This window comes from Stenotrophomonas sp. GW821-FHT02D01, from assembly GCF_059421765.1.
In genome coordinates this window covers 71216-96915 of record NZ_JBWKVP010000004.1, presented here as the reverse complement: position 1 = coordinate 96915, position 25700 = coordinate 71216, and the positions used below count along the sequence as shown (strand labels likewise).

Annotated in this window: 29 protein-coding genes and 2 tRNA genes; 20 read left to right on the top strand and 11 right to left on the bottom strand. The window is 66.1% G+C overall.

Going from position 1 to position 25700, the window contains the following annotated elements; genetic code table 11:
- Positions 1-15: 15 nt before the first annotated feature.
- From AC07UW_RS10110 to AC07UW_RS10080, 7 genes are all read left to right on the top strand, one after another.
- The gene (locus tag AC07UW_RS10110; RefSeq protein WP_336022137.1) at positions 16-2397 is read left to right on the top strand and encodes a Tle-like phospholipase domain-containing protein; all 2382 of its coding nucleotides are present in this window, start codon (positions 16-18) and stop codon (positions 2395-2397) included.
- 176 nt (positions 2398-2573) lie between these two features.
- A complete protein-coding gene (gene trpE / locus AC07UW_RS10105) occupies positions 2574-4049 on the top strand; it encodes an anthranilate synthase component I (protein ID WP_495211973.1) in 1476 nt (491 codons plus the stop codon).
- A gap of 67 nt (positions 4050-4116) precedes the next feature.
- A complete protein-coding gene (locus tag AC07UW_RS10100; protein WP_006399004.1) occupies positions 4117-4896 on the top strand; it encodes an SIMPL domain-containing protein in 780 nt (259 codons plus the stop codon).
- Between the two features lie 2 nt (positions 4897-4898).
- Positions 4899-5486: an anthranilate synthase component II gene (locus AC07UW_RS10095; RefSeq protein ID WP_495211972.1), complete on the top strand. Its 588-nt coding sequence runs from the start codon at positions 4899-4901 to the stop codon at positions 5484-5486.
- 16 nt (positions 5487-5502) lie between these two features.
- The gene (gene trpD, locus AC07UW_RS10090) at positions 5503-6534 is read left to right on the top strand and encodes an anthranilate phosphoribosyltransferase (protein WP_025874615.1); all 1032 of its coding nucleotides are present in this window, start codon (positions 5503-5505) and stop codon (positions 6532-6534) included.
- 74 nt (positions 6535-6608) lie between these two features.
- Positions 6609-7403: an indole-3-glycerol phosphate synthase TrpC gene (gene trpC, locus AC07UW_RS10085; protein WP_229290362.1), complete on the top strand. Its 795-nt coding sequence runs from the start codon at positions 6609-6611 to the stop codon at positions 7401-7403.
- Complete coding sequence (locus AC07UW_RS10080; RefSeq protein ID WP_025874617.1) at positions 7400-8116, top strand: haloacid dehalogenase-like hydrolase; 717 nt, start codon at positions 7400-7402, stop codon at positions 8114-8116. Before trpC ends, AC07UW_RS10080 begins: the two co-directional genes overlap by 4 nt.
- A gap of 151 nt (positions 8117-8267) precedes the next feature.
- Here AC07UW_RS10080 and AC07UW_RS10075 read toward each other — a convergent pair whose 3' ends face one another.
- Positions 8268-9029 carry a sulfite exporter TauE/SafE family protein gene (locus tag AC07UW_RS10075; protein WP_495211971.1) on the bottom strand — a complete coding sequence of 254 codons (762 nt, stop codon included), beginning with the start codon at positions 9027-9029 and terminating at the stop codon, positions 8268-8270.
- Between the two features lie 137 nt (positions 9030-9166).
- On the bottom strand, positions 9167-9856 hold the full coding sequence (gene crp, locus AC07UW_RS10070) for a cAMP-activated global transcriptional regulator CRP (RefSeq protein WP_025874619.1): 690 nt from the start codon (positions 9854-9856) through the stop codon (positions 9167-9169).
- A gap of 150 nt (positions 9857-10006) precedes the next feature.
- On the opposite strand from crp, the gene speD reads away from it, so the two are divergent.
- Both speD and AC07UW_RS10060 read left to right on the top strand, forming a co-directional pair.
- Positions 10007-10801, top strand: a complete 795-nt coding sequence (gene speD, locus AC07UW_RS10065; protein WP_025874620.1) for an adenosylmethionine decarboxylase — start codon at positions 10007-10009, stop codon at positions 10799-10801.
- A 165-nt stretch (positions 10802-10966) separates the two neighbouring features.
- Entirely contained in the window at positions 10967-11287 is a 321-nt protein-coding gene (locus tag AC07UW_RS10060; protein ID WP_025874621.1) for a DMT family transporter, read from the top strand.
- Positions 11288-11381: 94 nt separating this feature from the next.
- On the opposite strand, the gene coq7 is transcribed toward AC07UW_RS10060, so the two are convergent.
- On the bottom strand, positions 11382-12026 hold the full coding sequence (coq7, locus tag AC07UW_RS10055) for a 2-polyprenyl-3-methyl-6-methoxy-1,4-benzoquinone monooxygenase (protein WP_363733960.1): 645 nt from the start codon (positions 12024-12026) through the stop codon (positions 11382-11384).
- Positions 12027-12222: 196 nt separating this feature from the next.
- Here coq7 and rplM point away from each other — a divergent pair, with 196 nt between their 5' ends.
- Positions 12223-12651 (top strand): 50S ribosomal protein L13, encoded by a 429-nt coding sequence (rplM, locus tag AC07UW_RS10050; protein ID WP_025874623.1) that lies wholly within the window; start codon positions 12223-12225, stop codon positions 12649-12651.
- Positions 12652-12653: 2 nt separating this feature from the next.
- Positions 12654-13046 carry a 30S ribosomal protein S9 gene (gene rpsI / locus AC07UW_RS10045; protein WP_005411311.1) on the top strand — a complete coding sequence of 131 codons (393 nt, stop codon included), beginning with the start codon at positions 12654-12656 and terminating at the stop codon, positions 13044-13046.
- A 211-nt stretch (positions 13047-13257) separates the two neighbouring features.
- Here rpsI and AC07UW_RS10040 read toward each other — a convergent pair.
- Positions 13258-13331 (bottom strand) — tRNA-Gln (locus tag AC07UW_RS10040).
- Between the two features lie 52 nt (positions 13332-13383).
- A tRNA-Met gene (locus AC07UW_RS10035) sits at positions 13384-13460 on the bottom strand.
- A 121-nt stretch (positions 13461-13581) separates the two neighbouring features.
- Between AC07UW_RS10035 and AC07UW_RS10030 the strand changes: the two genes are divergently transcribed.
- The 4 genes from AC07UW_RS10030 (at position 13582) to bfr (ending at position 15460) form a co-directional block, all read left to right on the top strand.
- A complete protein-coding gene (locus AC07UW_RS10030) occupies positions 13582-14205 on the top strand; it encodes an RNA pyrophosphohydrolase (protein ID WP_025874624.1) in 624 nt (207 codons plus the stop codon).
- A gap of 8 nt (positions 14206-14213) precedes the next feature.
- The gene (locus AC07UW_RS10025; RefSeq protein ID WP_495211970.1) at positions 14214-14504 is read left to right on the top strand and encodes a hypothetical protein; all 291 of its coding nucleotides are present in this window, start codon (positions 14214-14216) and stop codon (positions 14502-14504) included.
- Between the two features lie 135 nt (positions 14505-14639).
- Positions 14640-14849, top strand: coding sequence for a (2Fe-2S)-binding protein (locus AC07UW_RS10020; RefSeq protein WP_032951724.1), 210 nt, complete (start codon positions 14640-14642; stop codon positions 14847-14849).
- Positions 14850-14989: 140 nt separating this feature from the next.
- Positions 14990-15460 carry a bacterioferritin gene (gene bfr, locus AC07UW_RS10015; protein ID WP_025874625.1) on the top strand — a complete coding sequence of 157 codons (471 nt, stop codon included), beginning with the start codon at positions 14990-14992 and terminating at the stop codon, positions 15458-15460.
- Between the two features lies 1 nt (position 15461).
- On the opposite strand, the gene AC07UW_RS10010 is transcribed toward bfr, so the two are convergent.
- Genes AC07UW_RS10010 through AC07UW_RS10000 form a run of 3 tightly spaced genes read right to left on the bottom strand, consistent with a single transcriptional unit; the run spans position 15462 to position 20224 of the window.
- Positions 15462-17666 carry an ATP-binding protein gene (locus AC07UW_RS10010; protein WP_495211969.1) on the bottom strand — a complete coding sequence of 735 codons (2205 nt, stop codon included), beginning with the start codon at positions 17664-17666 and terminating at the stop codon, positions 15462-15464.
- On the bottom strand, positions 17667-19562 hold the full coding sequence (locus AC07UW_RS10005) for an EAL domain-containing protein (RefSeq protein WP_313249805.1): 1896 nt from the start codon (positions 19560-19562) through the stop codon (positions 17667-17669).
- A gap of 44 nt (positions 19563-19606) precedes the next feature.
- Positions 19607-20224 carry a DUF4126 domain-containing protein gene (locus AC07UW_RS10000; RefSeq protein WP_025874628.1) on the bottom strand — a complete coding sequence of 206 codons (618 nt, stop codon included), beginning with the start codon at positions 20222-20224 and terminating at the stop codon, positions 19607-19609.
- Between the two features lie 178 nt (positions 20225-20402).
- Here AC07UW_RS10000 and AC07UW_RS09995 point away from each other — a divergent pair, with 178 nt between their 5' ends.
- The 5 genes from AC07UW_RS09995 (at position 20403) to ampE (ending at position 24095) form a co-directional block, all read left to right on the top strand.
- On the top strand, positions 20403-21146 hold the full coding sequence (locus AC07UW_RS09995) for a DUF6776 family protein (RefSeq protein WP_495211968.1): 744 nt from the start codon (positions 20403-20405) through the stop codon (positions 21144-21146).
- Between the two features lie 4 nt (positions 21147-21150).
- Positions 21151-21615 (top strand): bactofilin family protein, encoded by a 465-nt coding sequence (locus AC07UW_RS09990; protein ID WP_025874630.1) that lies wholly within the window; start codon positions 21151-21153, stop codon positions 21613-21615.
- A gap of 31 nt (positions 21616-21646) precedes the next feature.
- Entirely contained in the window at positions 21647-22039 is a 393-nt protein-coding gene (gene erpA / locus AC07UW_RS09985; protein ID WP_025874631.1) for an iron-sulfur cluster insertion protein ErpA, read from the top strand.
- A 141-nt stretch (positions 22040-22180) separates the two neighbouring features.
- A complete protein-coding gene (gene nudC / locus AC07UW_RS09980; protein WP_495211967.1) occupies positions 22181-23113 on the top strand; it encodes an NAD(+) diphosphatase in 933 nt (310 codons plus the stop codon).
- A 94-nt stretch (positions 23114-23207) separates the two neighbouring features.
- Entirely contained in the window at positions 23208-24095 is an 888-nt protein-coding gene (gene ampE / locus AC07UW_RS09975; RefSeq protein WP_025874633.1) for a regulatory signaling modulator protein AmpE, read from the top strand.
- 418 nt (positions 24096-24513) lie between these two features.
- On the opposite strand, the gene AC07UW_RS09970 is transcribed toward ampE, so the two are convergent.
- The 3 genes from AC07UW_RS09970 to AC07UW_RS09960 are packed head-to-tail and all read right to left on the bottom strand — an operon-like array spanning position 24514 to position 25588.
- Entirely contained in the window at positions 24514-24939 is a 426-nt protein-coding gene (locus AC07UW_RS09970; RefSeq protein WP_025874634.1) for a DUF2752 domain-containing protein, read from the bottom strand.
- 43 nt (positions 24940-24982) lie between these two features.
- On the bottom strand, positions 24983-25267 hold the full coding sequence (locus AC07UW_RS09965) for a CD225/dispanin family protein (protein WP_025874635.1): 285 nt from the start codon (positions 25265-25267) through the stop codon (positions 24983-24985).
- 33 nt (positions 25268-25300) lie between these two features.
- Positions 25301-25588, bottom strand: coding sequence for a CD225/dispanin family protein (locus AC07UW_RS09960; RefSeq protein ID WP_025874636.1), 288 nt, complete (start codon positions 25586-25588; stop codon positions 25301-25303).
- Positions 25589-25700: the final 112 nt, after the last annotated feature.

Sequence of the window (25700 nt, the reverse complement as noted above, 5' to 3'; positions counted from 1 at the left end):
GCAATGGAGTTTGCCATGAATGGAACCGACATCGAGGCGCGTGCGCGCGCCCTCCAGCAGCAGAATCTCCTTGTTAAACAGCTGCGGGAAAGCGGCAATGACAGGGAAGCTGATCGTCTTCAGGAGACCTATCACGCGCGTGAAATGTCTGGTCTCGCAGCTGATGTCTATCAATCAGCCAAGCACGATGGTGCGCCTCCCGTGGGATGGACGCGCGGCAGCTCCGATCCGGATGCACTGCGCGCTGCAGGCATCAACATGTCTGACGAAGAGTTGCGTGAGCTTCTGCAACCGCCGCAGTCTGGATTCCGTGCGGAAATATATGTTCCCGACAAAGCGCTTTTCGGTGCAGACGCAAAGCCGGTGGTGGTCTACAAAGGCTCCACCGGTAAGATCGCCGATCCTCTTGCACCGAATGGATGGCGTGAGTCGGGCGGCGAGGATTTTCTGAACAATGGGCAGCAAGGCATTGGGATGCGAAGCGACTACTACGATCGCGCCATGTCACTTGCCACGCAGCTGAATGATCGCATTGGCAATAACTTCGAAATCGCCGGTCACTCCCTCGGTGGCGGCATGGCTTCCGCCGCGTCGGCCGTCACCGGCGCACGGGCTACCACCTTCAATGCGGCAGGCCTGCATCCGGAAACAGCGGCTCGTTTCGCGAAGGAAAATGGTCTGCCCACCTTCAACCCGCAACAAAGCGTGCACACCTACCAGACCACCGGCGAGGTGCTGAATGACGTGCAGAACGGCATGCAGCGCCTGAGCGAGCAGCAGCGTCACGGCTATGGCGTGCTTGCCAATGAAATGGGCATGTTGCTGAAGGAGCCCGCCATGCAGAAGCTGGTGGGCGACAAGCTGCGCGAGATGATGCCACCGGGTGCGCAGACGTCCGCAGCGCAGTTCATCGAACAACTGGCGACCCAGCCGGGGCAGGAAGCCCTGCGCAATATCCCGGTTGCCGCTGGCCGTGCCGAACTGCTGCTCGAGGCCAAGACACGCGACGCGCAGGGCAATATCGTCAATCGTTCGCAGGTAGCGGCGCCAAGCCAGGTTGCAGAGCTGGCTGGACCGCTGTCCACGGTGCTGCACGCCACCGGTTACGGCATGCGCGGTGGGCGTGTGATCGGTGAGCAGGTTGAACGCGCGGGGGCGACTGGCGCGCATGTGCTGGACAGGGTCGGCGATGGCGCAGAGCAGATCCTGAGGACCCAGGGCATGGCCATTGGCCAGGTCGTGAACATGGGATCGACCACGCTTCAGGTCGGTACCCGGGCGACCACCACCGTGATCGCCTCCGGGCGCGAGCTGACCGGAGGCATAGAGGCAACCCTGCACCGCGCACAGTCGCAGGCCAGTTCCCATGGCATGTCCGCACTGTCGTGGGTAGCCGGTCGGATTGGTTTGGATGACGCGTCCGACAGGTTGGCCAAAGAGGCCGAAAGGGCACGTACTACGGGCGAGCAGCGCGCGGTGCTCGCATCGCGGCAAGCACATGCGGATGCCGAGGGGACGCGTGCCTTTGGCGAGCGGACGGCCACGGCCATCGGCAATGACGGGCAGTGGGTGGCCGGCAAGCTGCAGAACGGTTTTGCCACCGCCGGCGCCCATGTGGACCGCGGCTATGACTTGGTGGCATCGCAGGTAAAGGGCGTTACCGCCCAAGCGCCAGCTGCCATGGCGACGGTCGGGGGCATCAGTGTGGGGGTGGGCACTGCGGCAGCAACGCATGTACCCACCGGTGTCCTGCCATTGGATGCGGTGAAGCTCTCCAATCTCGCTCAGTCCGCGCGACTGATCCGTGACATCGGTCCAGCGTTTGGCGAGGCAACTGCCCGCCATGGCATGGCCGAGACTGTCATTCCCAGCCTGGACTCGGAACTCATCAAGCAGGAAGCCGTCGCCCGCAAGCTGGTCGAGCAGCACCAGCGCATACAGCATCCCGAGGATGGCCGCCGCGCCAGCGTGGCAGCAGAGCCCGCTGCGCGCGGGCACGGCATCAATGACCCTGGCCACACCGACTACCGGTTGTTCAATGGCGCACAGACCGGGGTCCACGCCCTGGACCGCGCCCACAACCGGGTGCCTGACCTGCAGAGCGACCAGCTCGCCGGCGCACTGGCCGTACAGGCCAAGCGCGAAGGGCTGGAGTCCATTTCCCACGTGGTGCTCAGCGAGGATCACAGCCGTGCCTTCGCGGTGGATACGCCGGACCTGAACGCCGCGCACCGCCGCCATGCCCACGTCGAAGTGGCGGCGGGCATGGCCCAGCCGTTGAGCGCGAGCACCGCCCAGATGGACGCGATCAATGCCACTCGCGAGCAGCCGCAGGGGGTGTCGCTGGCCCAGCAGCAGGTGCACGAGACCCAGGAACAGGCACGGCGGATGGGCTAGGGCGGCGCAAACCGCCCGTCGCCAAAGGGTTTCCCTGCGGCCAAAGCTGCGATACAGTCATTGCGTGTCCAGCCTGACGACCCCGCATACCCTTTCTTCCGCACGCCGTTGGTGGCGATGGTGGCCTGTTGCCGTCGTCCGTCCCCATAACGCTGTGTCCCGGAAGGAAAGTCGTCTTGATCTCGCACGCTCAGTTTCAGCAGCAGGCCGCTGAAGGCCACACCCATATTCCCGTTGTCCGCGAAGTGCTGTCCGACCTGGACACGCCGCTTTCGGTCTATCTGAAGCTCGCCGACGGCCCCAATACCTACCTGTTTGAATCCGTCGAAGGCGGCGAGCGCTTTGGTCGTTACTCGATCATCGGCCTGCCGGCACGTCGCGTGTACGCCTTCCATGGCCACACCCTGACCGTGCGCGAGGACAGCCAGGTCGTGGAAACCCGCGAAGTGGCCGATCCCTTCGCCGAAGTCGAGGCGCTGCGCAGCGCCCACTCGGTGCCGAAGCTGGACGGCCTGCCGGGCTTCACCGGTGGCCTGGTCGGCTGGTTCGGTTTCGAGTGCATCGGCTACATCGAACCGCGCCTGGCACCGCCGGCCGGCCGCGATGAACTGGGCACGCCGGACATTCTGCTGCTGGACTCCAACGAACTGGCGGTGTTCGACAACCTCAAGGGCCGGCTGTACCTGATCGTGCATGCCGACCCGCGTGTCGAGGGTGCGTTCGAGCAGGCCCAGGCACGCCTGGATGCGTTGACCGCCAAGCTGCGCGCACCGGGGGCCGGCTATCCGGCACCGCTCAACAGCGACGTGCTGGATGAATCCGATTTCGTTTCCGGGTTCACCCGCGAAGGCTTCGTCGATGCGGTCCAGCGCAGCAAGGAATACATCCGTGCCGGCGACATCTTCCAGGTGGTGCTCAGCCAGCGCCTGAGCGTGCCGTTCAAGGCGCGCCCGGTGGATGTGTACCGCGCGTTGCGCGCATTGAATCCTTCGCCGTACATGTATTTCCTCGATGTCGGCGACCTGCAGGTGGTCGGTTCCTCGCCGGAAATCCTGGTGCGCCTGCAGGACGGTGAAGTGACCGTGCGCCCGATCGCCGGCACGCGTCCGCGCGGTGCCACCGTCGAGCAGGACCTGGCGCTGGAAGCCGAGCTGCTGGCCGATCCGAAGGAACGCGCCGAGCACCTGATGCTGATCGACCTCGGCCGCAACGACGCCGGTCGTGTTTCGAAGGCGGGCACCGTGGAAGTGGGCGAGCAGTTCGTGATCGAACGCTACAGCCATGTCATGCACATCGTCAGCGAAGTGACCGGCCAGCTGCAGCCCGGCCTGAGCTACGCCGACGTGCTGCGCGCCACCTTCCCGGCCGGTACGGTCAGTGGTGCGCCGAAGATCCGCGCGCTGGAAGTGATCCGCGAGCTGGAACCGATCAAGCGCAATGTCTACGCCGGCAGCATCGGCTACATCGGCTGGCACGGCGATGCCGATACCGCGATCGCGATCCGCACTGCAGTGATCAAGGACGGCCGCCTTTATGTGCAGGCCGGTGCCGGCATCGTTTACGACTCGGACCCGGACAAGGAATGGGACGAGACGATGAACAAGGGCCGCGCGCTGTTCCGCGCCGTCGCCCAGGCCGCCAAGGGTCTGTGAGTTCTGCCGTGCCGTGGCCGACGCCGCGGCACCTTCCGCTGTTCCCATTCAAGACAAGGAGTACCGCATGAAGCTGCTGAGCGCATTGCTGTGGTCGTCACTGCTGGCCACGATGGCCCCGTCTGCGTGGGCGCAGGCCAATACCATTCCCTCGCAGCCGCACCTGCTGGTGAAGGGCGAGGCGCGTCGCGTGGTGATGCCGGACCGGTTCGGCCTGCAGTTGAACATCGAGGAAACCGACATGGATGCGGATGCGGCGCGCCGCCGCGTGCAGGACAACGTTGCCCGCGTGCTGGCGCTGTTCAAGCAGTACAAGGCGGTGGAAGGCAGCGTACGTGCGGACAACCTGCGGATCGGCCCGGCAACCCGCTATGAGCAGAGCCGGCAGGTCTTCATGGGTACCCAGGTGTCGCGCCAGTTGCGCGCCAGTTTCGCCAGCGTGAAGCAGATGCAGGACGTGCTGGGTGCGCTGAAGGCCAATGAGAACGTGCAGGTCAGCAGCGTTGCCCCGACCTACTCCGGTGAAGTCGCGCTGCGCCGCGAGCTCAAGGGCGAGGCCGCGGCCAAGACCCGGGAGTCCGCGCAGGGGCTGGCCAAGGCCTATGGAACAAAAGTGCGCGGTCTGTACAGCATCTCCGATGTGGCGCCGAACTTTGCCTATGGCATCCAGGCCGGGCAATGGCCGCAGCTGGGCGAGGATGGTGAGTATCTCGACAGGATCTCGGTGACCGGCAGCTACGCACCGGCCTCGGCACCGGCGCCCGCTGAACGCGAATCCATCGAAGCCGGCCCCATCACCTACACCGAAAACGTATACGCCATTTTCCTGATAAGCGACGGAACCTGACCATGTTGTGGATGATCGACAACTACGACAGCTTCACCTACAACCTCGTGCAGTACCTGCAGACGCTGGGTGCCGAGGTGAAGGTGGTGCGCAACGATGCGATGAGCGTGGACGAGATCGCCGCGCAGAGGCCCGAACGCATCGTCATCTCGCCCGGCCCGTGCACGCCCAACGAAGCGGGCGTGTCGCTGGCGCTGATCGAGCGTCTGGGACCGACCACGCCGATCCTCGGCGTCTGCCTGGGCCACCAGGGCATCGGCCAGGTCTACGGCGGCACGGTCATCCGCGCCGGCAACATCATGCACGGCAAGACATCTCCCATCCGCCATGAAGGCAAGGGCGTGTTCGCCGGCCTGCCGGACCGCTACCAGGCCACCCGCTACCACTCGCTGGTGGTGGACAAGAACAGCCTGCCCGACGCGCTGGAAGTCACCGCCTGGACCGAGAACGACGACGGCTCGATCGAAGAGATCATGGGCCTGCGCCACCGCCAGTTCCCGGTGGAAGGTGTGCAGTTCCACCCCGAATCCATCCTCACCGAACACGGCCACGCCCTGCTGCGCAATTTCCTGCAGCGTCCGGCGGCCTGATCCAAGGAGCATTCCGATGAGCTTCTCCCCCCAGGAAGCCCTGCAACGCACCATCGAACACCGCGAGATCTTCTTCGACGAAATGGTCGACCTGATGCGGCAGATCATGCGCGGCGATGTCTCGCCGATGATGACCGCCGCCATCCTCACCGGCCTGCGGGTGAAGAAGGAAACCATCGACGAGATCGCCGCTGCGGCAACGGTGATGCGCGAATTCGCGCTGGCGGTGCCGGTGGCCGATACCACCCACCTGGTCGACATCGTCGGCACCGGTGGCGATGGCTCGCACACCTTCAACATCTCTACCTGCGCGATGTTCGTCGCCGCTGCGGCCGGTGCGCGCGTGGCCAAACATGGCAACCGCAGCGTGTCGTCCAAGTCCGGCAGCGCCGACGCGGTCGAAGCGCTGGGTGCGGCTATCGAGCTGCAGCCGGCGCAGGTGGCCGCGGCCATCGAACAGACCGGTATCGGCTTCATGTTTGCGCCGATCCACCATCCGTCGATGAAGGTGGTCGCGCCGGTGCGCCGCGAGATGGGCGTGCGCACCATCTTCAACATCCTCGGCCCGCTGACCAACCCGGCCAGCGCACCGTCGGTGCTGATGGGCGTGTTCCACCCCGATTTAGTGGGTATCCAGGCACGCGTGCTGCGCGAGCTGGGCACCGAGCGCGCCATGGTGGTCTGGGGCCGCGACAACATGGACGAGATCTCGCTGGGCGCCGGCACCCTGGTGGGTGAGCTGCGCGACGGCAAGGTGCGCGAGTACGAGATCCATCCGGAAGACTTCGGCATCGCCATGTCGGCCAGCCGCAACCTGCGCGTGGACGGCCCGGAGCAATCCATTGCCATGCTGCGCGCCGTGCTCGACAACGAGCCGGGCCCAGCGCTGGATATCGTCGCCCTGAATGCGGGCGCAGCGTTGTATGTGGCCGGGGTGGCCAGCGATATCGGCGACGGCCTGGCCCGCGCCCGCGCGGTCATCGCCGATGGCAGCGCCCGTGCCCGCCTGCAGCAGTATGTCGATACCACCCGCGCGCTGGTTGCCTGAGCGCGCGGTTCAGCCTGACCCACCCGATGGCCGATAATGGTCGTCCTCACCGCCCCAGCACCGACCCGACGACGATGAGCGATATCCTGCAGACGATCCTGGCCCGCAAGGCCGAAGAAGTAGCCCAGCGCCGCGCCCAGCGGCCGCTTGAGGAGCTGCAGGCCGCGCTGGCCGATGCGCCGCCGGTGCGCGGTTTCGTGCGCGCGCTGCAGGCCGCCGTGGCCAATGGTGATCCAGCGGTGATTGCCGAAGTGAAGAAGGCCAGCCCGTCCAAGGGCGTGATCCGCCCCGACTTCCGCCCGGCCGATATCGCGGTCAGCTATGAGTTCGGCGGCGCCAGCTGCCTGTCGGTGCTGACCGACGTGGATTTCTTCCAGGGGGCCGACGTCTACCTGCAGCAGGCCCGCGATGCCTGCACGCTGCCGGTGCTGCGCAAGGACTTCGTGATCGACGCCTACCAGGTGTACGAGGCCCGAGTGCTCGGCGCCGACTGCATCCTGTTGATCGTCGCCGCGCTGGACGATACGCAGCTGGCCACGCTGTCCGAACTGGCGATGTCGCTGGGCATGGACGTGCTGGTGGAAGTGCATGACATCGACGAACTGGAGCGTGCGCTGCAGGTGCCGGCGCCGATGATCGGCATCAACAACCGCAACCTGCGCACCTTCGAGGTGTCGCTGCAGACCACGTTGGACATGCGCCTGGCCGTGCCGCGCGACCGCCTGCTGGTTACCGAGAGTGGCATTCTCGGCCCGCAGGACGTGGCGTTGATGCGCGATGCCGGCATCCACTCGTTCCTGGTCGGCGAGGCCTTCATGCGCGTGGAAGAGCCGGGCGAGGGTCTGCGTCAGCTATTCTTCGCAGCATGAAAACGCACTATCCAACGCCGCGCGAGGATGCGCCGCTGGTGGTCTTCGACTTCGACCACACCCTGTATGACGGCGATTCGGGTACCCACCTGTTCGCGTCGCTGATCAAGCGCAACCCGCTGCGGATGCTGGCGGCGCTGCTGGTCACCCCGATTGCCGGGCCAATGGTGGCGATGCTGCCGACCCGCCGTGCCGGCATTTCGGTCTATGTGTGGATCGGCAGCTTCGGGCTGCACCGCGCGCGTGAGTTCAACAAGGTGATCGACGCCTACGTGCTGCGCAACGAGGCGCAGATGCGCGCCAAGCTGTTGCCGCAGGCGCTGGAGGTGTTCGCCGCGCATCGTGCCAAGGGCGACCGCGTGGTGGTGGCCACCGGTGCGCCGCCGGAGCTGGCCCGCGCGATCCTGGCCTTTGTCGCTCACCAGGACGTGCCGGTGATCGGCACCGAAGTGGGGCCGCGTCTGGGCGGGGTAGGGCCGACCCGACACTGCCACAACGAAGAGAAGATGCGCATGCTGCGCGAGCGCGGCTACGGTGACATCGACATCGCCTATTCCGACAGCACCGCCGATCTCCCGCTGCTGCTGGCGGCGAAAGCGCCGGTGGTGGTCAACCCGAAGCCGGCCAAGGTGGAATTCTTCCGCCGCGTGCTGCCGGCCGGTACCCGCATCCTCAACTGGGGCTGCGTGGACCGCGGTGGCGACAAGGCGTAATCGATCCCGCCAGCCCGCCGGGCAGGGACCCGGTAGTGCCGGCCGCTGGCCGGCAACCTTGCATCCCCTTCCGCAGCTCATGAGGTCGCCGGCCAGCGGCCGGCACTACCGAATCCCACGCGGGTAGCGCCGGGCCACGCCCGGCGGGCGGTCAGCGGCCCAGGTACCCGAACAGCGCATGGCCCACCTGGAACAGGCTGATGCCCAGCACCAGCACGCCCACTGCGACCAGCACCCAGCGTTCCTTCACCCGTTTCACCAGCACCGCCGCCACCGGCGCGGCCATCATGCCGCCGATCAGCAGGCCGGCGACGATCTGCAGGTGCTGCACGCCCATCGACAGCAGGAAGGTCGCCGACACCGTCAACGTGACCACGAACTCGGCCGCATTGACCGTACCGATGGTGGTACGCGCCTGGCCGCCACGGGCGAGCAGGGTGGACGTGGCGATCGGCCCCCAGCCGCCACCGCCGCTGGCGTCGAGCAGGCCCGCGAAGAAGCCCAGCACCGGTACCCGGCGGATCTCGCCCCTGGGCATCCAGCGCCCCGCGGCGCGGGCCAGGATGATGATCGCCAGCACCAGCAGGTACAGATAAATGAGGGGGCGGATGATGTCACCGGGGATCTGGCTGAGCACGTACGCGCCCAGGGCGCCGCCCACCGCCCCGGGCAGGGCCAGCCGCAGGAACAGGCGTTTATCGACATTCCCGGCTGCAAGGTGCGACACACCCGAGGCACCGGTGGTGAACACTTCAGCGGTGTGGATGCTGGCGCTGACCTGGGCCGGGGGCAGGCCCATGCTCAGCATCACCGACGAGGAGACCAGGCCGAAGGCCATGCCCAGTGCGCCGTCAACCAGCTGTGCGCCCAGGCCGATGAGGATGAACCACCAGAATTCGCTGCTCAGTTCCATGGATCGAGCCTAGCGGAAGCGGGTGTGCGGGACATGCGATGGTACGTCGCACGTATGTCGATCCGCCGGGCATGGCCCGGCGCTACCGGCGCAGGTCTTGTGGTAGCGCCGGGCCATGCCCGGCGGACACCGGGTGGTCAACGGGTGCCGTACAGCACCACGGTCTTGCCGCGGGCGTGCAGCAGGCCGTCGGTCTGCAGCTTCTTCAGCACCCGGCCGGCCATTTCGCGCGAGCAGCCGACCAGGCGGGCCAGTTCCTGGCGTGAGACGCGCAGCTGGCTGCCCTGCGGATGGCTCATCGACTCCGGCTCCTGCGCCAGATCGTGCAGGGTGCGCACGATACGGTCGGTGACATCCAGGAACGCCAGGCGGCTGGCCTTGCGGCTGGTGTCCAGCAGGCGCTTGGAGATCTGCTGGCCCAGCGCGTACAGCAGGCGCGGGGCATCGGCCGACAGCGGGCCGAGGAACAGCTGATGCAGGCGCTCGTAGCTGATTTCGGCCAGCTCACAGGCGGTGCGGGTGCGCAGGATCACCTCGCGGCGGTCCGACTCCACGAACAGGCCCATCTCGCCGACGAACTCACCGGCGCCGAAATAGCCCAGCACCAGCTCACGGTCCTCTTCCTCCTCGGCCATGATCGAAACCGAGCCGCTGATGACGTAATACAGGGTGCCTGCCGGATCACCGGGTCGGAAGACGTCGGTACGGGTGGGATAGCGCCGCCTGTGGCTGTGTGCCAGGAAGCGGTCGATTGTTGCGATGTCCAAGGCCAATGGGCTGCTAGCTAGGCGCACGGTTGACACGATAGGGGCGCTCCCTCTGCGCATGAACGGATTCACGGGGTCGATAGCGGAGCTTAACCAGCGCAATTGTTAAGGGCAAACAGTGTGCCAGAACCTGAGCGTCTTCACGTTCCCCCTGGAGACACTTATGCCGCATAATTCCCCCTTTCCCTTCTTACACAGGAATCGACCGCCGTGGTCAAGCCGTTGCCTCGCCTGAGGTTGCAGGGTTTCAACAACCTCACCAAGGCGCTGAGCTTCAACATCTATGACGTGTGTTACGCGCGCACCGAAGAGGAGCGTCAGCGTTACATTGAATACATCGATGAAGAGTACAACGCCGACAGGCTTACTCAAATCTTGACCGATGTCGCTGAGATCATCGGCGCCAACATCCTCAACGTGGCGCGCCAGGATTACGATCCGCAGGGTGCCTCGGTGACGATCCTGATCTCCGAAGAGCCGGTGATCGACAAGAAGCAGGCCGGCAAGGAGTTGATTTCCGATGCCGTGGTCGCGCACATGGACAAGTCGCACATCACCGTGCACACCTATCCGGAAACGCACCCGCAGGAAGGCATTGCCACCTTCCGCGCCGATATCGACGTGGCTACCTGCGGCGTCATTTCGCCGTTGAAGGCACTGAACTACCTGATCGAAAGCCTGGAATCGGACATCGTGATCATGGACTACCGTGTCCGTGGCTTCACGCGTGATGTGAAGGGCAAAAAGCACTACATCGATCACAAGATCAACTCGATCCAGAACTTCCTGGCCAAGAACATCAAGTCGCGTTACGAGATGTTCGACGTCAATGTCTACCAGGAAAACATCTTCCACACGAAGATGCACCTGAAGGACTTCGACCTGGACCAGTACCTGTTCGAGGAAAAGGCCAAGAACATCTCGTTCAAGGAACGCATGAAGATCGAAGCGCTGCTGCGTCGTGAGATCGAAGAGCTGTTCCACGGCCGCAACCTGGCTGAGTGACCCATGTGCGATGCCGGCAGGCATCGCCACCCAGGCGGGACGCCCCGCCCCGTGGAGCCTGCGCTTGGCGCAATCTTCAGTTCCACGGCGATGTACCGACCTACGGCCCGGTGTGAAAACACCGGGCCGTTTCGTTTTTCCCAAAAAGGTAAGGAGCCCCCACCCATGCCCTGGATCTACCTGCTGCTGGCCGGTCTGTTCGAGATCGGATTCGCCCTTGGAATGAAGTACTCCGAAGGTTTCAGCAAACCCGTGCCGACCGCCCTGACGGTGGTGTCGGCCCTGATCAGCCTGTACTTGATGAGCCAGGCGATGAAGAACATTCCGGTCGGCACGGCCTATGCGATCTGGACCGGCATCGGCGCCATGGGCGTGACCGTACTGGGCATCTACCTGTTCAACGACAGCGCGTCGCCGGCACGCTTGGCCTGTGTGGGCCTGATCGTGGCCGGCGTGATCGGCCTGAAGCTGGTGTCACCCAACTAAGCCCTGGTAGTGCCGGCCGCTGGCCGGCAACCTCATGACCTGCGGCGACCCATGCGGGGTTGCCGGCCAGCGGCCGGCACTACCCTCATGCGGGTTACAGCCGATAAGCAATGGTCTTCATCACCTTTGAGGCCAGCGCCATCGCGCCCGGAATCGGGAACGGCAGGCGGCGTGCGCCGGCCTGTTCGGCATGCTCGGCATGCCGGGCCTCGTCTTCCTTCATCACCCGGATGACCGCGCGGCTGCGCAGGTCGCCGGCCGGCAGGTCGACCAGGTGTTCGTCCAGATGGGCTTCCACCTGGCGCTCGGTTTCGACCACGAAGCCCAGGTTCCAGCCATCGCCGCGCAGCCCGGCCAGGGTACCGATGGTGTAGCTGCCGGCGTACCAGAGCGGATTGAACAGGCTCGGGCGGCTGTCCAGCTCGCCCAGGCGGGTGGCGCACCAGGCCAGGTGATCGGTCTCTTCCTGGGCCGCTTCCAGCAGATGTTCGCGGGTCGCCGGGTCGCGTGCCACCGCGGCCTGGCCGAAGTACAGGCCCTGGGCGCAGACTTCACCGACATGGTTGATGCGCATCAGCCCGGCCGCGTGGCGACGCTGGGCGCTGTCCATGCCGGGCTCGCCGGTGTCCGTGGCCGGATAGGGGCGGCTGGCCGGCGGGTTGCCGAACACCGTGTCCAGGGCGCGCTGCGCCTCGGTCAGCAGATGGTCCAGCGGGGTGGTCTGGCGAAGCACGGTCATGGCGGCACGGCGTGGAGCGGGGGAAGCCCGATTCTCGCCCGGCCCCGGTCCCCTGCCAACCCGGGGCGGGCACCGGCTTGCACCCGCCAGCCAAGCTGCGTACAATGCCGCCCCTTACGCTCCACCTTTCACAACGCGTGGCAGAGTTCCGGCGAGTCCTTCGCCGCAATGAGCCCGACCTAACCAAGAGTTCTTCATGAGCACTTTCACTGCCAAGAACGAGACCGTCCAGCGCGACTGGTACCTCGTCGACGCCGAGGGCAAGACCCTGGGCCGTCTCTGCACCGAGCTGGCCCGCCGTCTGCGTGGCAAGCACAAGCCGGTCTACACCCCGCACGTTGATACCGGCGACTACCTGGTCGTCATCAATGCAGAAAAGATTGTCGTCACCGGCAAGAAGCTGCAGGACAAGATGTATCACCGTTTCACCGGTTACATCGGCAACCTGAAGACCGAATCCCTCGCCCAGGCGCTTGAGCGCCACCCGGAGCGCGTGATCGAGACCGCCGTCAAGGGCATGCTGCCGAAGGGCACGCTGGGTCGCCAGATGTACCGCAAGCTCAAGGTCTACGCCGGCACTGAGCATCCGCACGCCGCACAGCAGCCGCAGGTTCTGGATATCTAATCATGGCTATCACTCAAAACTACGGCACTGGCCGCCGCAAGTCCTCCACCGCTCGCGTGTTCCTGCGCAAGGGTTCGGGCAACATCACCGTCAATGGCCGTCCGCTGGACGAGTTCTTCGGCCGTGAGACCGCTCGCATGATCGTGCGCCAGCCGCTCGAGCTGACCAAGAACACCGAGAGCTTCGACATCCTAGTCACCGCCGCTGGCGGCGGCACCACCGGCCAGGCCGGCGCGATCCGTCTGGGCATCGCCCGTGCTCTGGTCGAGTACGACGAAACCCTGAAGTCCGAGCTGCGCAAGGCTGGCTTCATGACCCGCGACGCCCGCGAAGTCGAACGTAAGAAGGTCGGTCTGCACAAGGCCCGCCGCGCCACCCAGTTCTCCAAGCGCTGATTTACCGCGCCTGGTTGGGCTCCTTCGGGAGCCCGCTGGTTGGAAAAGCAAAAGCCCGGCTTCGGCCGGGCTTTTGTCGTTCTGGAGTCATGCATTTCGAGGTTGCCGGCCAGTGGCCGGCACTACCCGCGGCTTCGCATGGCGAGAGAGGCGTGACCAAATTAAAAAGAAAAAGGCCTGATCTTTCGATCAGGCCTTTTTCTTTTTAATTTGGCTGCCCCTGATGGATTCGAACCACCGATGCCTGAGTCAGAGTCAGGTGCCTTACCGCTTGGCTAAGGGGCAATGTAACGTGTAACTATTTTCTCACTTTTCACATTGAAAAACAACTTCAACGTGGTGGCTATGGGTGGACTCGAACCACCGACCCCAGCATTATGAGTGCTGTGCTCTAACCGGCTGAGCTACATAGCCTTGGTGAGCCCGCTATTCTGCTGATGTGTACAAGGACTGTCAACACCTTTGTATCGTGCTTGTGGCCCGACAGACGGCATGGGATAGTCCCAACCAGTAGATTTTCTTAGGAGTCCGCATCGTGATCGATCCGGACGGCTATCGACCGAACGTCGGCATCGTGCTGATGCGGCAGGACGGGCAGGTGTTCTGGGCACGACGTGTGCGCCGGGATGGCTGGCAGTTCCCGCAGGGTGGCATGAACACCGACGAGACGCCTGTCGAGGCCATGTATCGTGAACTGCAGGAAGAGACCGGGCTGTTGCCGGAGCACGTTGAAGTGCTTGGGGCGACACCGGGCTGGCTGCGTTACAAGCTGCCGGCGCGTGCCATCCGCCGCAATGAACGCCAGGTCTGCATCGGCCAGAAGCAGGTCTGGTTCCTGCTGCGCCTGACCGGTGATGAAGCCCACGTCAGCCTGGACCATACCGACTCGCCTGAGTTCGATCATTGGCGCTGGGTCGACTTCTGGTATCCGGTGGAGCATGTGGTGGTGTTCAAGCGTGGCGTCTATGCGCGCGCCCTGCGACATCTGGCGCCGTTGGCCCAGGGGGTGGCGGGGCAGGGCATCAGCGCCATGCCCAAGAGCGCTGCCGAGGCCTGGATGCCAGGCCACGCGGCCGGCCACGACAGGCCCAGGAAGCGCACGCCCATGCGCGGCGGGTACTGGCCGCGGAAAGCAAAGGGTGAACCGGGAGCCGTTTGACGGGCAGGTTGCGCAAAGAGCGGGCCGAACGGTCGCAACGCACGTCAGCCGGGTATTTCCGGCAGCAACTGGCTGTCCGTCTGGCAAGCCTCCCCTGGCTGTTGTTGAGCGTGGTGGTCCTCGGCGGCATCGCATGGATGCCGCTTGCGCTGGGCGTTTGCCTCGCCTTCGTGACCTGTGCGGGTGCGCTGTTCCTGGCGGACTACCTGCTGCGGCTGAGAGCGGCAGGTGGTGGTGTGCAGTGGCTGATCGTCTTCTTCAGTACACCGGTGCTGGCACTTGGGCTGTTCTCCCTGTAGCCGCCTCGTACCGGGTGGATTCGACGGTACTCTGAACCGTATCGAGAATGGTTCAGGTCTCTGATTGACAACCATTCTCGTTTCCATTGGAATAGCGACCAGGCCGCTACTGGCCTGCTGCCCTGGTTCCCGCCCGTGTACGTCTGCATCTGCAACGGTGTTACCGACCACCAGATCCGCGAAGCCGCCAGCCATGGCGTCACGTCGGTGGCCGAGCTGACCATGCGCACCGGATGCGGCGCGACCTGCGGTTCCTGTCTGGACATGGCCGGCGAACTGCTGGCCAAGGCGCGTGCCACCCACGATCTGCCGTTGCCGGTATTGGGCCTGGCGCAGGTCGCCTGAGTCGTTTCGCGGCGCGTTGACGCCGCGCTCTCCTGGTCTTCATTGTTGGCCGCAGTGGCCAATGCGCACGATTCGCGTTCCTTCACGCGCGCGCGCAAGGCGCTACAGTGCCCGCGATTTCAGCGTGCAGGAGCATCCCCATGAAGGGCGACACCAAGGTCATCGAATTCCTCAACAAGGTCCTCTACAACGAGCTGACCGCGATCAACCAGTACTTCCTGCACGCCAAGATGCTCAAGAACTGGGGCATCAAGGAACTGGCCGAACACGAGTACAAGGAATCGATCGAGGAAATGAAGCATGCCGACATGCTTGCCGATCGCATCCTGTTCCTTGAAGGCCTGCCGAACTTCCAGGCGCTGGGCAAGCTGCGCATCGGTGAGAACCCGACCGAGATCCTGCAGTGCGATCTGTCGCTGGAACGCGATGGCGTGGTCACCCTGCGCGAGGCCGTGGCCTATGCCGATTCGGTCGGCGACTACGTCAGCCGCCAGCTGTTCGTGAAGATCCTCGACTCCGAGGAAGAGCACATCGATTGGCTGGAAACCCAGCTGGAGCTGATCGAGCGCATCGGTGAGCCGAAGTACCTGCTGAGCAAGCTCGAAGAGTGATTCAACGGGCCTGGCCGGCGAGGTAGCCGGTCAGCGCCACGCGCGCGCGGGCGAACTCCGCCACCAGCAGCGCCACTGCCACGGCAGGGCGCTGCAGGCTGCCACTGCGGGCTTCGAGTTCGATCCGCCGCGCCACCGCTGACAGCGACAGCGCGCCGACGTTGGCGCTGGAGGATTTCAGGCTGTGCGACAGCGCCTGAAGGCGTTCGATGTCGTTGCCCTGCGCCGCCTGCTGCAGCTGCTGCACCAGCTGCGGTGCGTCTTCCAGGAACACCGTTACGATCTGCGCGGCGGCATCGCCGATCACCGCCTGCAGTTCATCCAGCACACTGCGATCAAGCACCGGCTGTGGAATCGGGATCGCGCGCGTTCGTTCATCGTCCAGGCTTTCGCCGTCGGGCACGCTCGGGGTTGCGGCAGGTTGCACGGGTTCCGGCAGCGGTGCATGTCCGCGATCCACGGAAATCCGGCCCCAGCGCTGCAGCAGCGCATGCAGCGCTTCACGCGTGATCGGCTTGGAAAGGTAGTCGTCCATGCCCGCCTGCAGGCAGCGTTCGCGATCACCAGCCATGGCGTTGGCGGTCATCGCGATGATCGGCAACCGCGTGCGCCCCGCTTCGGCTTCCTCCCTGCGCCAGCGCTGTGTCGCGCTGTAGCCGTCGAGCACCGGCATCTGGCAATCCATCAGCACCACGTCGATTCCACCTTCGCGCAGCAGTGCGAGGGCCTGCTCGCCGTCGGCGGCATTGCGCACCCGGCACTGGAAGACCCGCAGCAGGTGCTCGGCCACCATCCGGTTGACCGTGTTGTCTTCAACCAGCAGCACATGCAGATCCAGCGGTGGCAGCGCGGCGGCCGGCCTGGCGTCTTCGGCGTTGGCCAGCAGCGCTGCGGGGCGCGCGGTAGCGGTTGGCTGCGCCAGCAGCGCGTGCAGGTCGGCATCGTTGAATGTGCTGTGCAGCTGCTGCTGGCGCGGCCGTGCTGCAACCGGATCATCCTGCAGCCACAGCACCTGCAGTGCGTCGTCGGCACCGCGCTCGGCCAAGGCGCGCTGCAGGGCCACCTCGCCATTGCGGCGGTGGCGCGCGTCGACCAGCAACCATGCCGGTGTGCTCTGGCCCGGGCGTGGTGCTGCGCGCAGGCGTTCCATTGCCTCATCAATGCTGGCCAGCGGCTGCACCTGCAGGCCGTGGTGCGCGGCGATGCGTTCGACGCGTGGCTGCAGCTGTGCATCGGCGGTGTACAGCAGCAGCGCTGCCGGCGAGCGGGCCAGCGCCGGCAGGTCGCCGGGAACCTTCAGCAGCGGTATTTCAAACCAGAAGGTTGCGCCCTGGCCTGGGGTGGAATGCACGCCGATATCGCCATGCATCAGGTCGGTGATGCGCTTGCAGATGGCCAGGCCCAGGCCGGTGCCACCGTAGATGCGGGTGGTGGACGCGTCGGCCTGGCTGAAGGACTGGAACAGCCGCGCCTGCAGGGCCTCATCGATGCCGATGCCGGTGTCGATCACTTCGAAACGCAGCTGGTGCTGGGCGGGGCCTTCGCCCAGCCGCTGCACGCGCAACTGCACCTGGCCGCGTGCGGTGAACTTGATGGCATTGGCCAGCAGGTTGCCCAGGACCTGGCGCAGGCGCACCGGGTCGCCGCGTACCGGCAGGCGCACGGCCGGATCCAGTTGCAGGCTCAGCGTCAGGCCCTTGGCTTCGGCGGCGCGCTGCAGCAGCTGCACCACGCCATCGAGCAGTTCGCGCAGGTTGAAGCTGGTGATCTCCAGCTCCAGCGCCTGCGCTTCCAGGCGCGAGTAATCGAGGATGTCATCGACGATGCGCAGCAGCTGCTGCGAGCTGGCCGAGGCGGTGGCCAGCATCTGCCGCTGGTCTTCGCCGAGCGGGCCGCGGGCAATCAGCTCCAGCATCGGCAGGATGCCGTTGAGCGGCGTGCGGATTTCATGGCTCATGGTGGCCAGGAACTCGCCCTTGGCCAGCACGGCTGCTTCTGCAGCCTGCTTGGCCTGCAGCAGCTGATGTTCCAGCTGGCCCTGGCGCTCGGTGGTGCGCCGCAGCTGGTCGCGTTCACTGGTCAGGGTGATGCGTTCGCGCTGCAGTGCCGCCAGCGCGCGATTGCGCGAACGCAATCGCAGGCCCAGTACCAGCAGAGCGACGATGGCCAGCGCCAGTACCGCCAACAGCGCGACCGTCGGTGACACTCAGAGCACCGCGTTGTGGAAGTCGAAGTTCAGGTCGCTGCCGGCCGACTGCACCATGTTGCCCTGGATGTAATCGACACCGCCGACCCACATCGCGGCCGCTGCCTGCGGGTCCTCGATCTGCTGGCCGATGATCTGCAGGCCGGCTGCATGCGCCTGCTCGATCGATCGGCGCAGTTCTTCGCGCGTATCGGGGTTGGAGTGGCTGCTGGAAAAGCGTGCGGCCATGCGCACGAACGACAGGGGCAGCTGGGTGAGCAGGGCCAGGGCTTCGCTGCCCGGTTCGAACTGGCTCAGGCAGAAGCGCACGCCGACGCTGGCCATGCGCTGGCAGAACTGCTGCAACGGCACGGTGTGGATCAGTGCATCGGGCAGGCGCACGTCGATCACCAGCGCGCTGCCGGGCAGGCGGCGTTGCTGCAGTGACTCCAGCAGCCAGTCGGCGAAGGCATCGCGCTGCAGGGTACGCAGCGACTGCGAGACGAACAGGTTCAGCGGCTGGGTGGCGTGGCGATACAGGTCGAGCAGACCCATCGCATGCTCCAGCACCTGCTGGTCAAGGTCGGCGATGCGGCCGGCCGCCTCGGCTGCCGGAATCACCTGGCCGGCGGTCAGTACGCTGCCATCGGTCCGGCGCAGGCGCAGCAGCAACTGGTACTGCGCGCTGCTGCCGCCGGCGACGGCGACGATCGGCTGGTAAGCGAGCTCGAGCTGGCCTTCCAGCAACGCCAGGTGCTCCTGCTCGGTCGTGACCTGGCGATGCACGTGGCCGGCCACGCCGGCGCTGAGCAGGCGTGCCTGCAGGGTGGTGCGTTCGACTGCTTCCAGGGCGCTGCTGGCATCGTCGAAACCCGGCGACAGCGGCGCGTAGCCAACCACGCCACGCAGGTGTACCGATTCGTCGTCGCGGATCACGAAGGCGCGCGCGGACAGCTGCTCACGCAGGGTGCCGGCGATCGCTTCCAGGCTGTCCTCATCGGCGTTGCGCGCCAGCAGCAGGAAGCTGTTGTCGTTCAGGCGCGCCAGCAGGTGCGGATGGCCAGCCTCGGCAAGGCGTTGCCCGGCCTGCACCATCAGCCGCTCGAAGGCCGCATAGCCATAGCGCTCGCGCAGGCCCAGCGCGCTGGAGATTTCGACGAAGAACACGCCACCGCGTTCGTGCTGGGCCAGCGTCGCGTTGAGTTGCTGCAGCACGTGGTGGCGCGTCGGCAGCCCGGTTTCCGGGTTGCTGGTGGCCGGTGCGCCGTTGGCACCGGGCAGGGTCGCTGCCTGCGCGCGTGCGCGGCGGATACGGTTGGCCACCGCGGCGATCAGGTGGCGCGGCCGGATCGGCTTGCTCAGGTAATCGTCGGCACCGCAGTCGAGCACTTCGAACTGGCGCTCCGGATCCGGGTCGCCGCTGAGGAAGACGATCGGCAGCAGCTGCATGCCGGGTTGCTGGCGGATCATCGCGGTCAACCGCATGCCATCCAGTCCGGGCAGGTGCAGATCCATCAGGATCAGGTCCGGGCGTTGCTCGCGGATGGCCTGCTGCACGCCGTCGGCATCGCCGAGCACGATTGCCTGCATGCCGGCGCCATGCAGCACGCTTTGTGCGAACAGGGCCTGGGCACGGTCGTCTTCGACGATCAGCACGCGGTAGGGCGAGTCGGCATCGACAGGCGGGATGTCACTGTTGCCCGCCTCGGGCAGTGCCGCGGTCGAGGGCAGGGGGGGCGGAGCCGCCAGTCGGGCGCCGTCGCCGGGCACCGACAGGGCGGGTGCCTCTGACACCGCCGGTACTGCTTCGGCAGGCGTTGCCGCGGCCAAGGGGGCGGCCCAACGTTGCCAATGATCGGCCGGAGGGGTTTCAGCGCGTCCCGGGCGGGGGCCCGCGGCGGATTCGTTTGCGGCCATCGATGCTCCTGGTGTTCGCGGCCATTATGCGACAAGCCTGCCGATCAACCGGTACGCGGTTGCCGTTGTCCGTCGTCGCTGCCGCCACGTGCCAACCAGCGCACGCTTTTCCACAGGGTGCGCCAGACCAGCCAGACCAGCAATGCGCCGGCCAGGCTGCAGGCCAGCACCACCACCAGCGCGATCCATGGATGCGCCAGCGCGAGCGCCAATCCGCCGATCACCACGGTATCTTCGGCCGCAGAGGCGACCCAGTTGCTGGCCGGTTCCGGTGAGGTGTTGAGCAGGGCGCGGGTGCCGGCCTTCAGGCCATGGCTGGCCAGTGCAACGCCCGCGCCGGCGACCAGTGCGCCGGTGCCCAGGTCGCCATCGGGCGACAGTGTCGCTGCCGCGAGGAAGGCGCCGGCGGGCACGCGCGCCAGGGTCTGCACCAGGTCCCAGGCTGAATCCACGCCGGGAATCTTGTCGGCGAAGAATTCGGCAATGGCCAGCGCCGCCGACGTGCCGAGCACCCACCACGACTCGGTGGCCTGCAGCGCCGGTGGCAGGTCGACCCAGCCGAGCAGGCCGGCGATGCCGACGCCGAATACGGTGAGGTAGACGCGGATGCCGGCCAGCCAGGCCAGCAGGATGCCGATCACGAACAGGTGGGCTTCGGTCATGGCGTGCTCCGGCGGCGGAACTGTGCGGGGTGCCACACTATCGACCATGGAGTGGCTGAATGCCACCGCCCGGTGCCGGCCGGCACCGGGGAAACCCGCCGTTCCTGTCATACACTAGCCCGTCGTTTGCCCCAGGGGCCGTACTGGCGTCGCCACTGCGATGCCACGGAGACTACCCATGAACAACCGCCCTCCCATGCGCGTGCAGGTCCGCCTTCCCGGTGCCGCGCAACCACCCGCCGACCGCCGTCGCCTGCTGGTGATCGCCGGCATCTGGCTGCTGAGCCTGGTGCTTGCGGTGCTGGGTGGCTGCTGGCTGGGCACGCCGCGCGGTGAACAGGGCCAGCGCGTGCAGGCTGCCGAGAAGCGCGCCGATACGCTGCAGACGCAGCTGACCGAACTGCGCCAGAAGCAGGCCACGCTGGAAGCGTCGGACCGCATCAGCCGCGCCGCCAACAACGAAGTGCAGTCTTCGCTGGCCGAGCGCGATGAAGAGATCGCCGGCCTGCGCGCTGACGTCGCCTTCTACGAACGCCTGGTGGGCTCGACCAGCCAGCGCAAGGGCCTGAACACCCATTCGATTGAATTCAGCCCGGAATCGGCCGGCACCTGGCAGTACAGCGTGGTGCTGACCCAGAACCTCAACCGCGGGGCGATCAGCCAAGGGCAGATGCGTTTCACGGTGGAAGGCGTGAAGAACGGCAAGCTGGCCACCATCAGCTGGGACGAGCTGCACCAGCGCAGCAAGGTGCCGGGACAGGATTACTCGTTCCGGTACTTCCAGCAGCTCAACGGCAGCGTGATGCTGCCGGCTGACTTCACCCCGCAACGGGTGAAGGTGACATTGGGGAGTGGTGCGGGGGGCACCACGCAGGTATTCGACTGGAAACAGGCCGGTGCACCGGCCAGCAAAGGGGAGTAGGCAGATGTTCGGAAGCAGCAAATCCAGCCGTGATGGCCAACTGGTGGTGGATGCCCTGATCGGCAACCAGGTGGTGATCCGTGGCGATGTGGAATTCAGTGGTGGCCTGTACGTGGAAGGTCGCATCCACGGCAAGGTGATTGCCCAGGAGGGCGCCAGCGCGGCGACCCTGACCCTCGCCGAGCATGGCGTGATCGAAGGCGAGATCCGCGCCCAGGTGGTGGTCATCAGTGGCCGCCTGGACGGCGATGTCCATGCCACCGAGAAGGTCGAGCTGACCCCGAGTGCGCGGGTCAACGGCAACGTTCACTACCAGGTGGTGGAAATGAATGCGGGCGCCCAGCTGAACGGCCGGCTGATCCATGCCAGCGCCCCGATGCAGGCCCTGCCGGCGCCGGAAGGCGAAGCGTCCGCTGACGGCAAGGGCGACACCGCCGCCCGCCGCAAGCTGGCCGAGGCGATGGCTTGAAAGCCAGCGCCGGCGCCCCCATGCTGAGCCCATGAACACGCTCGTCTCCCTCCCCGGCGCCACGCCGGCCGCCGCGCCCGACTACCAGTCGTTGGATCGGCCGCTGAACTTCACCGAGGCCGCTGCGGCCAAGGTCAAGGAACTGATCCAGGACGAGGGCAACCCCGACCTGTCGTTGCGTGTGTACATCGAGGGTGGCGGCTGTTCGGGCTTCCAGTACGGGTTCGAGTTCGACGAGAACCGTGCCGGCGATGACCTGGCGGTGCAGACCAGCGGGGTCACCCTGCTGGTCGATCCGCTCAGCCTGCAGTACCTGATGGGTGCCGAAGTGGATTACACCGAGAGCCTGACCGGTGCGCAGTTCGTGATCCGCAATCCGAACGCCAAGACCACCTGCGGCTGCGGCAGCAGTTTCAGCATGTAATCGCAGGGCGTGGGGCATGCACCCCGCGCGCTGCCTTCGCTGGATCCACGCCATGCGTGGATGACCGTTACTGCAACCACAGGCGGGTTTCTGCACAGTCTGCGGCTTGCCACTTGCCGTGATTGGCGGCAGGCTAGCTGGATGCTCAATTCTCCTTCGCCGCTTTCCGGTTTTGCCTTCGTGGGTGAACCGTTGGAGCGCGCCGATGCCATGCGCGAAGATGCCGATGCTCTGGCGCGCCTGTGGCCCGATGCGCGCATTCTTGTCCTGGACCAGGACGGCACCGCCTTCACCGGTGACGACGACCAGCCGCTGGCGTTGACCGGCGCCGATGTCGGTGGCGGGCCGGGTGTCGCGATCTTCCTCGGCCTGCGTGGCGAGCAGGCGTGGTTCTCGGTGGAAGCGGCCAGCGTGACCGTCACTGCGCCACGCCGGCTCGATCTGCGCCAGGCCGCGCTGCTGTGGACCGTGGCCGATGCGACCGCCTTCAGCTACGCCCGTGGCATGTCCTACTGGCAATCGCGTACCCGCTTCTGCGGTGTCTGTGGCAGCGCCGTGACGTTCGCCCGGGGGGGCTTCGTCGGCCGCTGCCCGCAGTGCGCGACCGAACACTATCCGCGCGTCGACCCGGCCGTGATCGTCGCGGTGGAAAACCAAGGCCGGCTGTTGCTGGGTCGCCAGTCCAACTGGGCGCCGCGCCGCTATTCGGTGCTGGCCGGCTTTGTCGAGCCGGGCGAGACCTTCGAGCAGACCGTAGCGCGCGAAGTGCACGAAGAGAGCAAGGTGCGGGTGACCGCCTGCCAGTACCTGGGCTCGCAGCCCTGGCCGTTCCCCGGCGCATTGATGGTCGGATTCCGCGCGCAGGCACACGACGACGTGCCGACCGTGGATGGCGAACTGGAAGACGCGCGCTGGTTCAGCGCCGAGGAAGTTGGCGCGGCCCTCGCGCGTGACGTCGAGGACGATGGAGAAGGCGTCCGTCTGTCACCGCCGATTTCCATTTCGCGGGGCCTGATCGAGCATTGGTACCGCCAGCAACCGGCATCCGGCGGTGCCAGCATTGCCGCCACCTGAACACGCAGCCGGTTACAGTACGGTTCACCGCTGACGGCGACGCTGCGACAGGTAAGGTAGCGACGCCGAACGCTCGCTCGTAGGGAGACCTGCCATGTTCACCACCCTGGTCGCCGTGTTGGTGGCACTGGCCCTTGGCCATGTCGCCCCGGCCGCTGCCGCGTCGCTGCGCCGTTTCGACGGCTTCCGGCGCTGGCTGGGCTGGCTGGACGCGCGCGGTGGTCGGGCCTGGCAGGGGGCCGCCGGCGTGGCGTTGGCGATCGTACCGCCACTGTTGCTGATGGCGCTGGTCGCCTGGCTGCTGCGCGGGGTGCTGTTCGGCCTTCCGGCGCTGCTGCTGGGCGTGGCCGTGCTGGCCTGGTGCTGGGGCCCGCGCGATCTGGACCGCGACATCGAAGCGATCATCGATGCCGACGATGCGCCGACCCGGCAGGCGGCGGTACGCAACCTGCAGTCGGCCGGTGGCAGCCTGCGCGAGGATGTTCCTTCACTGGTCGAGGCGACCGTGCTCAACGCCCTGCGGCGCTGGTTCGCGGTGCTGTTCTGGTTCCTGCTGCTGGGCCCGGTGGGGGCTCTCGGTTATCGCCTGCTGGCACTGATGGCGGAAAGCCCGATGCGCGCGCGCGTGCCGGTGGAGCCGCTGGCGCTGGCACAGCGGCTGCTGGGCTGGATCGAGTGGCCGGTGGCACAGTTGATGGCGTTCTCGATGGCCCTGGTCGGCAACTTCGACACGGCCTGGAAAGCATGGCGCCAGGCGCATGGTGAGCGCTTGGCCGGCGGCATTGGTTTCCTGGGCGCGGTGGCGCGTGCCAGCGTCAACGCCGAGTTGCGCGAAGATGCGCACGATTACACCGAAGCCGGCCTGCTGCCGGTGTGGCAGCGGTTGCCGGACCTGCGGGATGCGATGAGCCTGGTGTGGCGGATGCTGCTGCTGTGGCTGGCGGTGCTGGCCCTGCTGGTGATCGCGGGCTGGGTGACCTAGGTGTTCTTTCTGCAGGGCTTGCTGCCCTGCACCCGCTGGAAGCAACTGCAACAGCAACAGCAACAGCAACAGCAACAGCGGCTCTGGATTTCTGTGGGTTTGGCGGGGCGGTGTGGGGCTGCAGCCCCACACGTCCCACCCTCGACAGGTTCCGGTGACGGACAGTAGATCCACGCCATGCGTGGATGCCGAGCGCAGCGACCCGCTTCCGCTTTTGATCTTCTCTTTATCTTCCGTGGTGGACGCGCACGGAAATTGTCCGTGGCCGGGCGGGTGGGTTGCGCAGGGGCGTAAGCGCCATGGATGGCGCGCCCGAGCCCCCATGGATGGGTTTACGGCGCCCCCTGCGCAACCCACCCGCCCGGCCAACCCCAGCTTCTGCCTTCCACCACGAGGGGCTGCGCCGTTGGCGGGAAACCTACACCGGGGCCAGCGCGGTGAACGGTGCCCACGGCAGGTTGCGCAGCACGGCATAGCCGGGCAGCAGCCACAGCCAGAACGTGGGGCTGGCCAGTACCCGCATCAGTGGATCAAGCACGCGCGGGCGCACGCCGGCTGTGTTGAGCAGCATCAGGAACAGGAAGGGCAGGCTGATGACCAGCAACGGGTTCATCGCCATCGCGCCGGGCAGGTCGAAGTGGACCAGCGAATACAGGCAGCGCGTGCTGCCGCAGCCGGGGCAGTAGAAGCCGGTCAGTGCGTACAGCGGACAGCCCGGCAGCGGATTGCCGGAGACATACGGATTGACGTGGCGCAGGACCACGGCGGCACCCGCAGCCAGGCCGGACGCGGCCAGCAACGGAGCCCAGCGGGTGAGTCGGGAACGAGCAGGAAGTGCGGACATGCGGGGGCGGGATCCGGCGAATGGCCGGACCCCGTCGCGGGCATCAGTAGCTGCCGTTGCCGCCGCTCAGGGCGCCCAGGCCGCCAACGGCCATGATGATGATGAAGTACAGGACGCCAACCACAACGGCAGCGATGGCCGACCAGATGGCCCACTTCTTGGCCTTGTCGGCCGAATCACGGGCACCGGCGACGTCGCCGGCAGCCAGCTTGCCGTTGACCTGGGCGGCGTAGACGATCGACACGATGCCGGCCGGCAGGCAGCAGAACAGGGTGGACAGGATGGCCCAGACCAGATTGTTGGGGACCTGCGCAGTGGTGGTGTTCATGGTTCAAGCTCCTCGATGGGTGATGGTGGTGAATCAAAGGTCGGATAGAGCGCCCAGCGCGGCCAAGCCGCCGAACAGCCCGAACCACAACAGCAACAGGACCGGCAGGGCCGCGGCCGAAGCCACCGCCCACCAGCCCGCCTTGCGCGACGCGCTATAGGCCCCCGGCAGGTCACCGGCCGCATTGCGACCATCGACCTGGGCGGCATACACGATCGACACCACGCCCAACGGCAGGCAGCAGAACAGCGTCGTCAGGATCGCCCAGACCAGATGGTTGGGGATGTAGACCGGACGGCTGAGCGGTGGCGGTTGATTCAAAGCAAGACTCCATTCCTTGGTGGTCGGCCGTGTAAACGGGCCGAACCTCCCCCCTGTGGGTGCGTAATCTACCGCAACCAACGACGCATGTATGCGTTTTCAGCCCCGTCAG

Bases quoted from the DNA above. Each gene is read 5' to 3' on its own strand.
- AC07UW_RS10110 (WP_336022137.1), top strand. From the start codon at position 16: ATGAATGGAACCGACATCGAGGCGCGTGCGCGCGCCCTCCAGCAGCAG.
- AC07UW_RS10100 (WP_006399004.1), top strand. From the start codon at position 4,117: ATGAAGCTGCTGAGCGCATTGCTGTGGTCGTCACTGCTGGCCACGATG.
- AC07UW_RS10095 (WP_495211972.1), top strand. From the start codon at position 4,899: ATGTTGTGGATGATCGACAACTACGACAGCTTCACCTACAACCTCGTG.
- trpD (WP_025874615.1), top strand. From the start codon at position 5,503: ATGAGCTTCTCCCCCCAGGAAGCCCTGCAACGCACCATCGAACACCGC.
- trpC (WP_229290362.1), top strand. From the start codon at position 6,609: ATGAGCGATATCCTGCAGACGATCCTGGCCCGCAAGGCCGAAGAAGTA.
- AC07UW_RS10080 (WP_025874617.1), top strand. From the start codon at position 7,400: ATGAAAACGCACTATCCAACGCCGCGCGAGGATGCGCCGCTGGTGGTC.
- AC07UW_RS10075 (WP_495211971.1), bottom strand. From the start codon at position 9,029: ATGGAACTGAGCAGCGAATTCTGGTGGTTCATCCTCATCGGCCTGGGC.
- crp (WP_025874619.1), bottom strand. From the start codon at position 9,856: ATGCGCAGAGGGAGCGCCCCTATCGTGTCAACCGTGCGCCTAGCTAGC.
- AC07UW_RS10060 (WP_025874621.1), top strand. From the start codon at position 10,967: ATGCCCTGGATCTACCTGCTGCTGGCCGGTCTGTTCGAGATCGGATTC.
- coq7 (WP_363733960.1), bottom strand. From the start codon at position 12,026: ATGACCGTGCTTCGCCAGACCACCCCGCTGGACCATCTGCTGACCGAG.
- rplM (WP_025874623.1), top strand. From the start codon at position 12,223: ATGAGCACTTTCACTGCCAAGAACGAGACCGTCCAGCGCGACTGGTAC.
- rpsI (WP_005411311.1), top strand. From the start codon at position 12,654: ATGGCTATCACTCAAAACTACGGCACTGGCCGCCGCAAGTCCTCCACC.
- bfr (WP_025874625.1), top strand. From the start codon at position 14,990: ATGAAGGGCGACACCAAGGTCATCGAATTCCTCAACAAGGTCCTCTAC.
- AC07UW_RS10005 (WP_313249805.1), bottom strand. From the start codon at position 19,562: ATGGCCGCAAACGAATCCGCCGCGGGCCCCCGCCCGGGACGCGCTGAA.
- AC07UW_RS10000 (WP_025874628.1), bottom strand. From the start codon at position 20,224: ATGACCGAAGCCCACCTGTTCGTGATCGGCATCCTGCTGGCCTGGCTG.
- AC07UW_RS09995 (WP_495211968.1), top strand. From the start codon at position 20,403: ATGAACAACCGCCCTCCCATGCGCGTGCAGGTCCGCCTTCCCGGTGCC.
- AC07UW_RS09990 (WP_025874630.1), top strand. From the start codon at position 21,151: ATGTTCGGAAGCAGCAAATCCAGCCGTGATGGCCAACTGGTGGTGGAT.
- erpA (WP_025874631.1), top strand. From the start codon at position 21,647: ATGAACACGCTCGTCTCCCTCCCCGGCGCCACGCCGGCCGCCGCGCCC.
- nudC (WP_495211967.1), top strand. From the start codon at position 22,181: ATGCTCAATTCTCCTTCGCCGCTTTCCGGTTTTGCCTTCGTGGGTGAA.
- ampE (WP_025874633.1), top strand. From the start codon at position 23,208: ATGTTCACCACCCTGGTCGCCGTGTTGGTGGCACTGGCCCTTGGCCAT.
- AC07UW_RS09970 (WP_025874634.1), bottom strand. From the start codon at position 24,939: ATGTCCGCACTTCCTGCTCGTTCCCGACTCACCCGCTGGGCTCCGTTG.
- AC07UW_RS09965 (WP_025874635.1), bottom strand. From the start codon at position 25,267: ATGAACACCACCACTGCGCAGGTCCCCAACAATCTGGTCTGGGCCATC.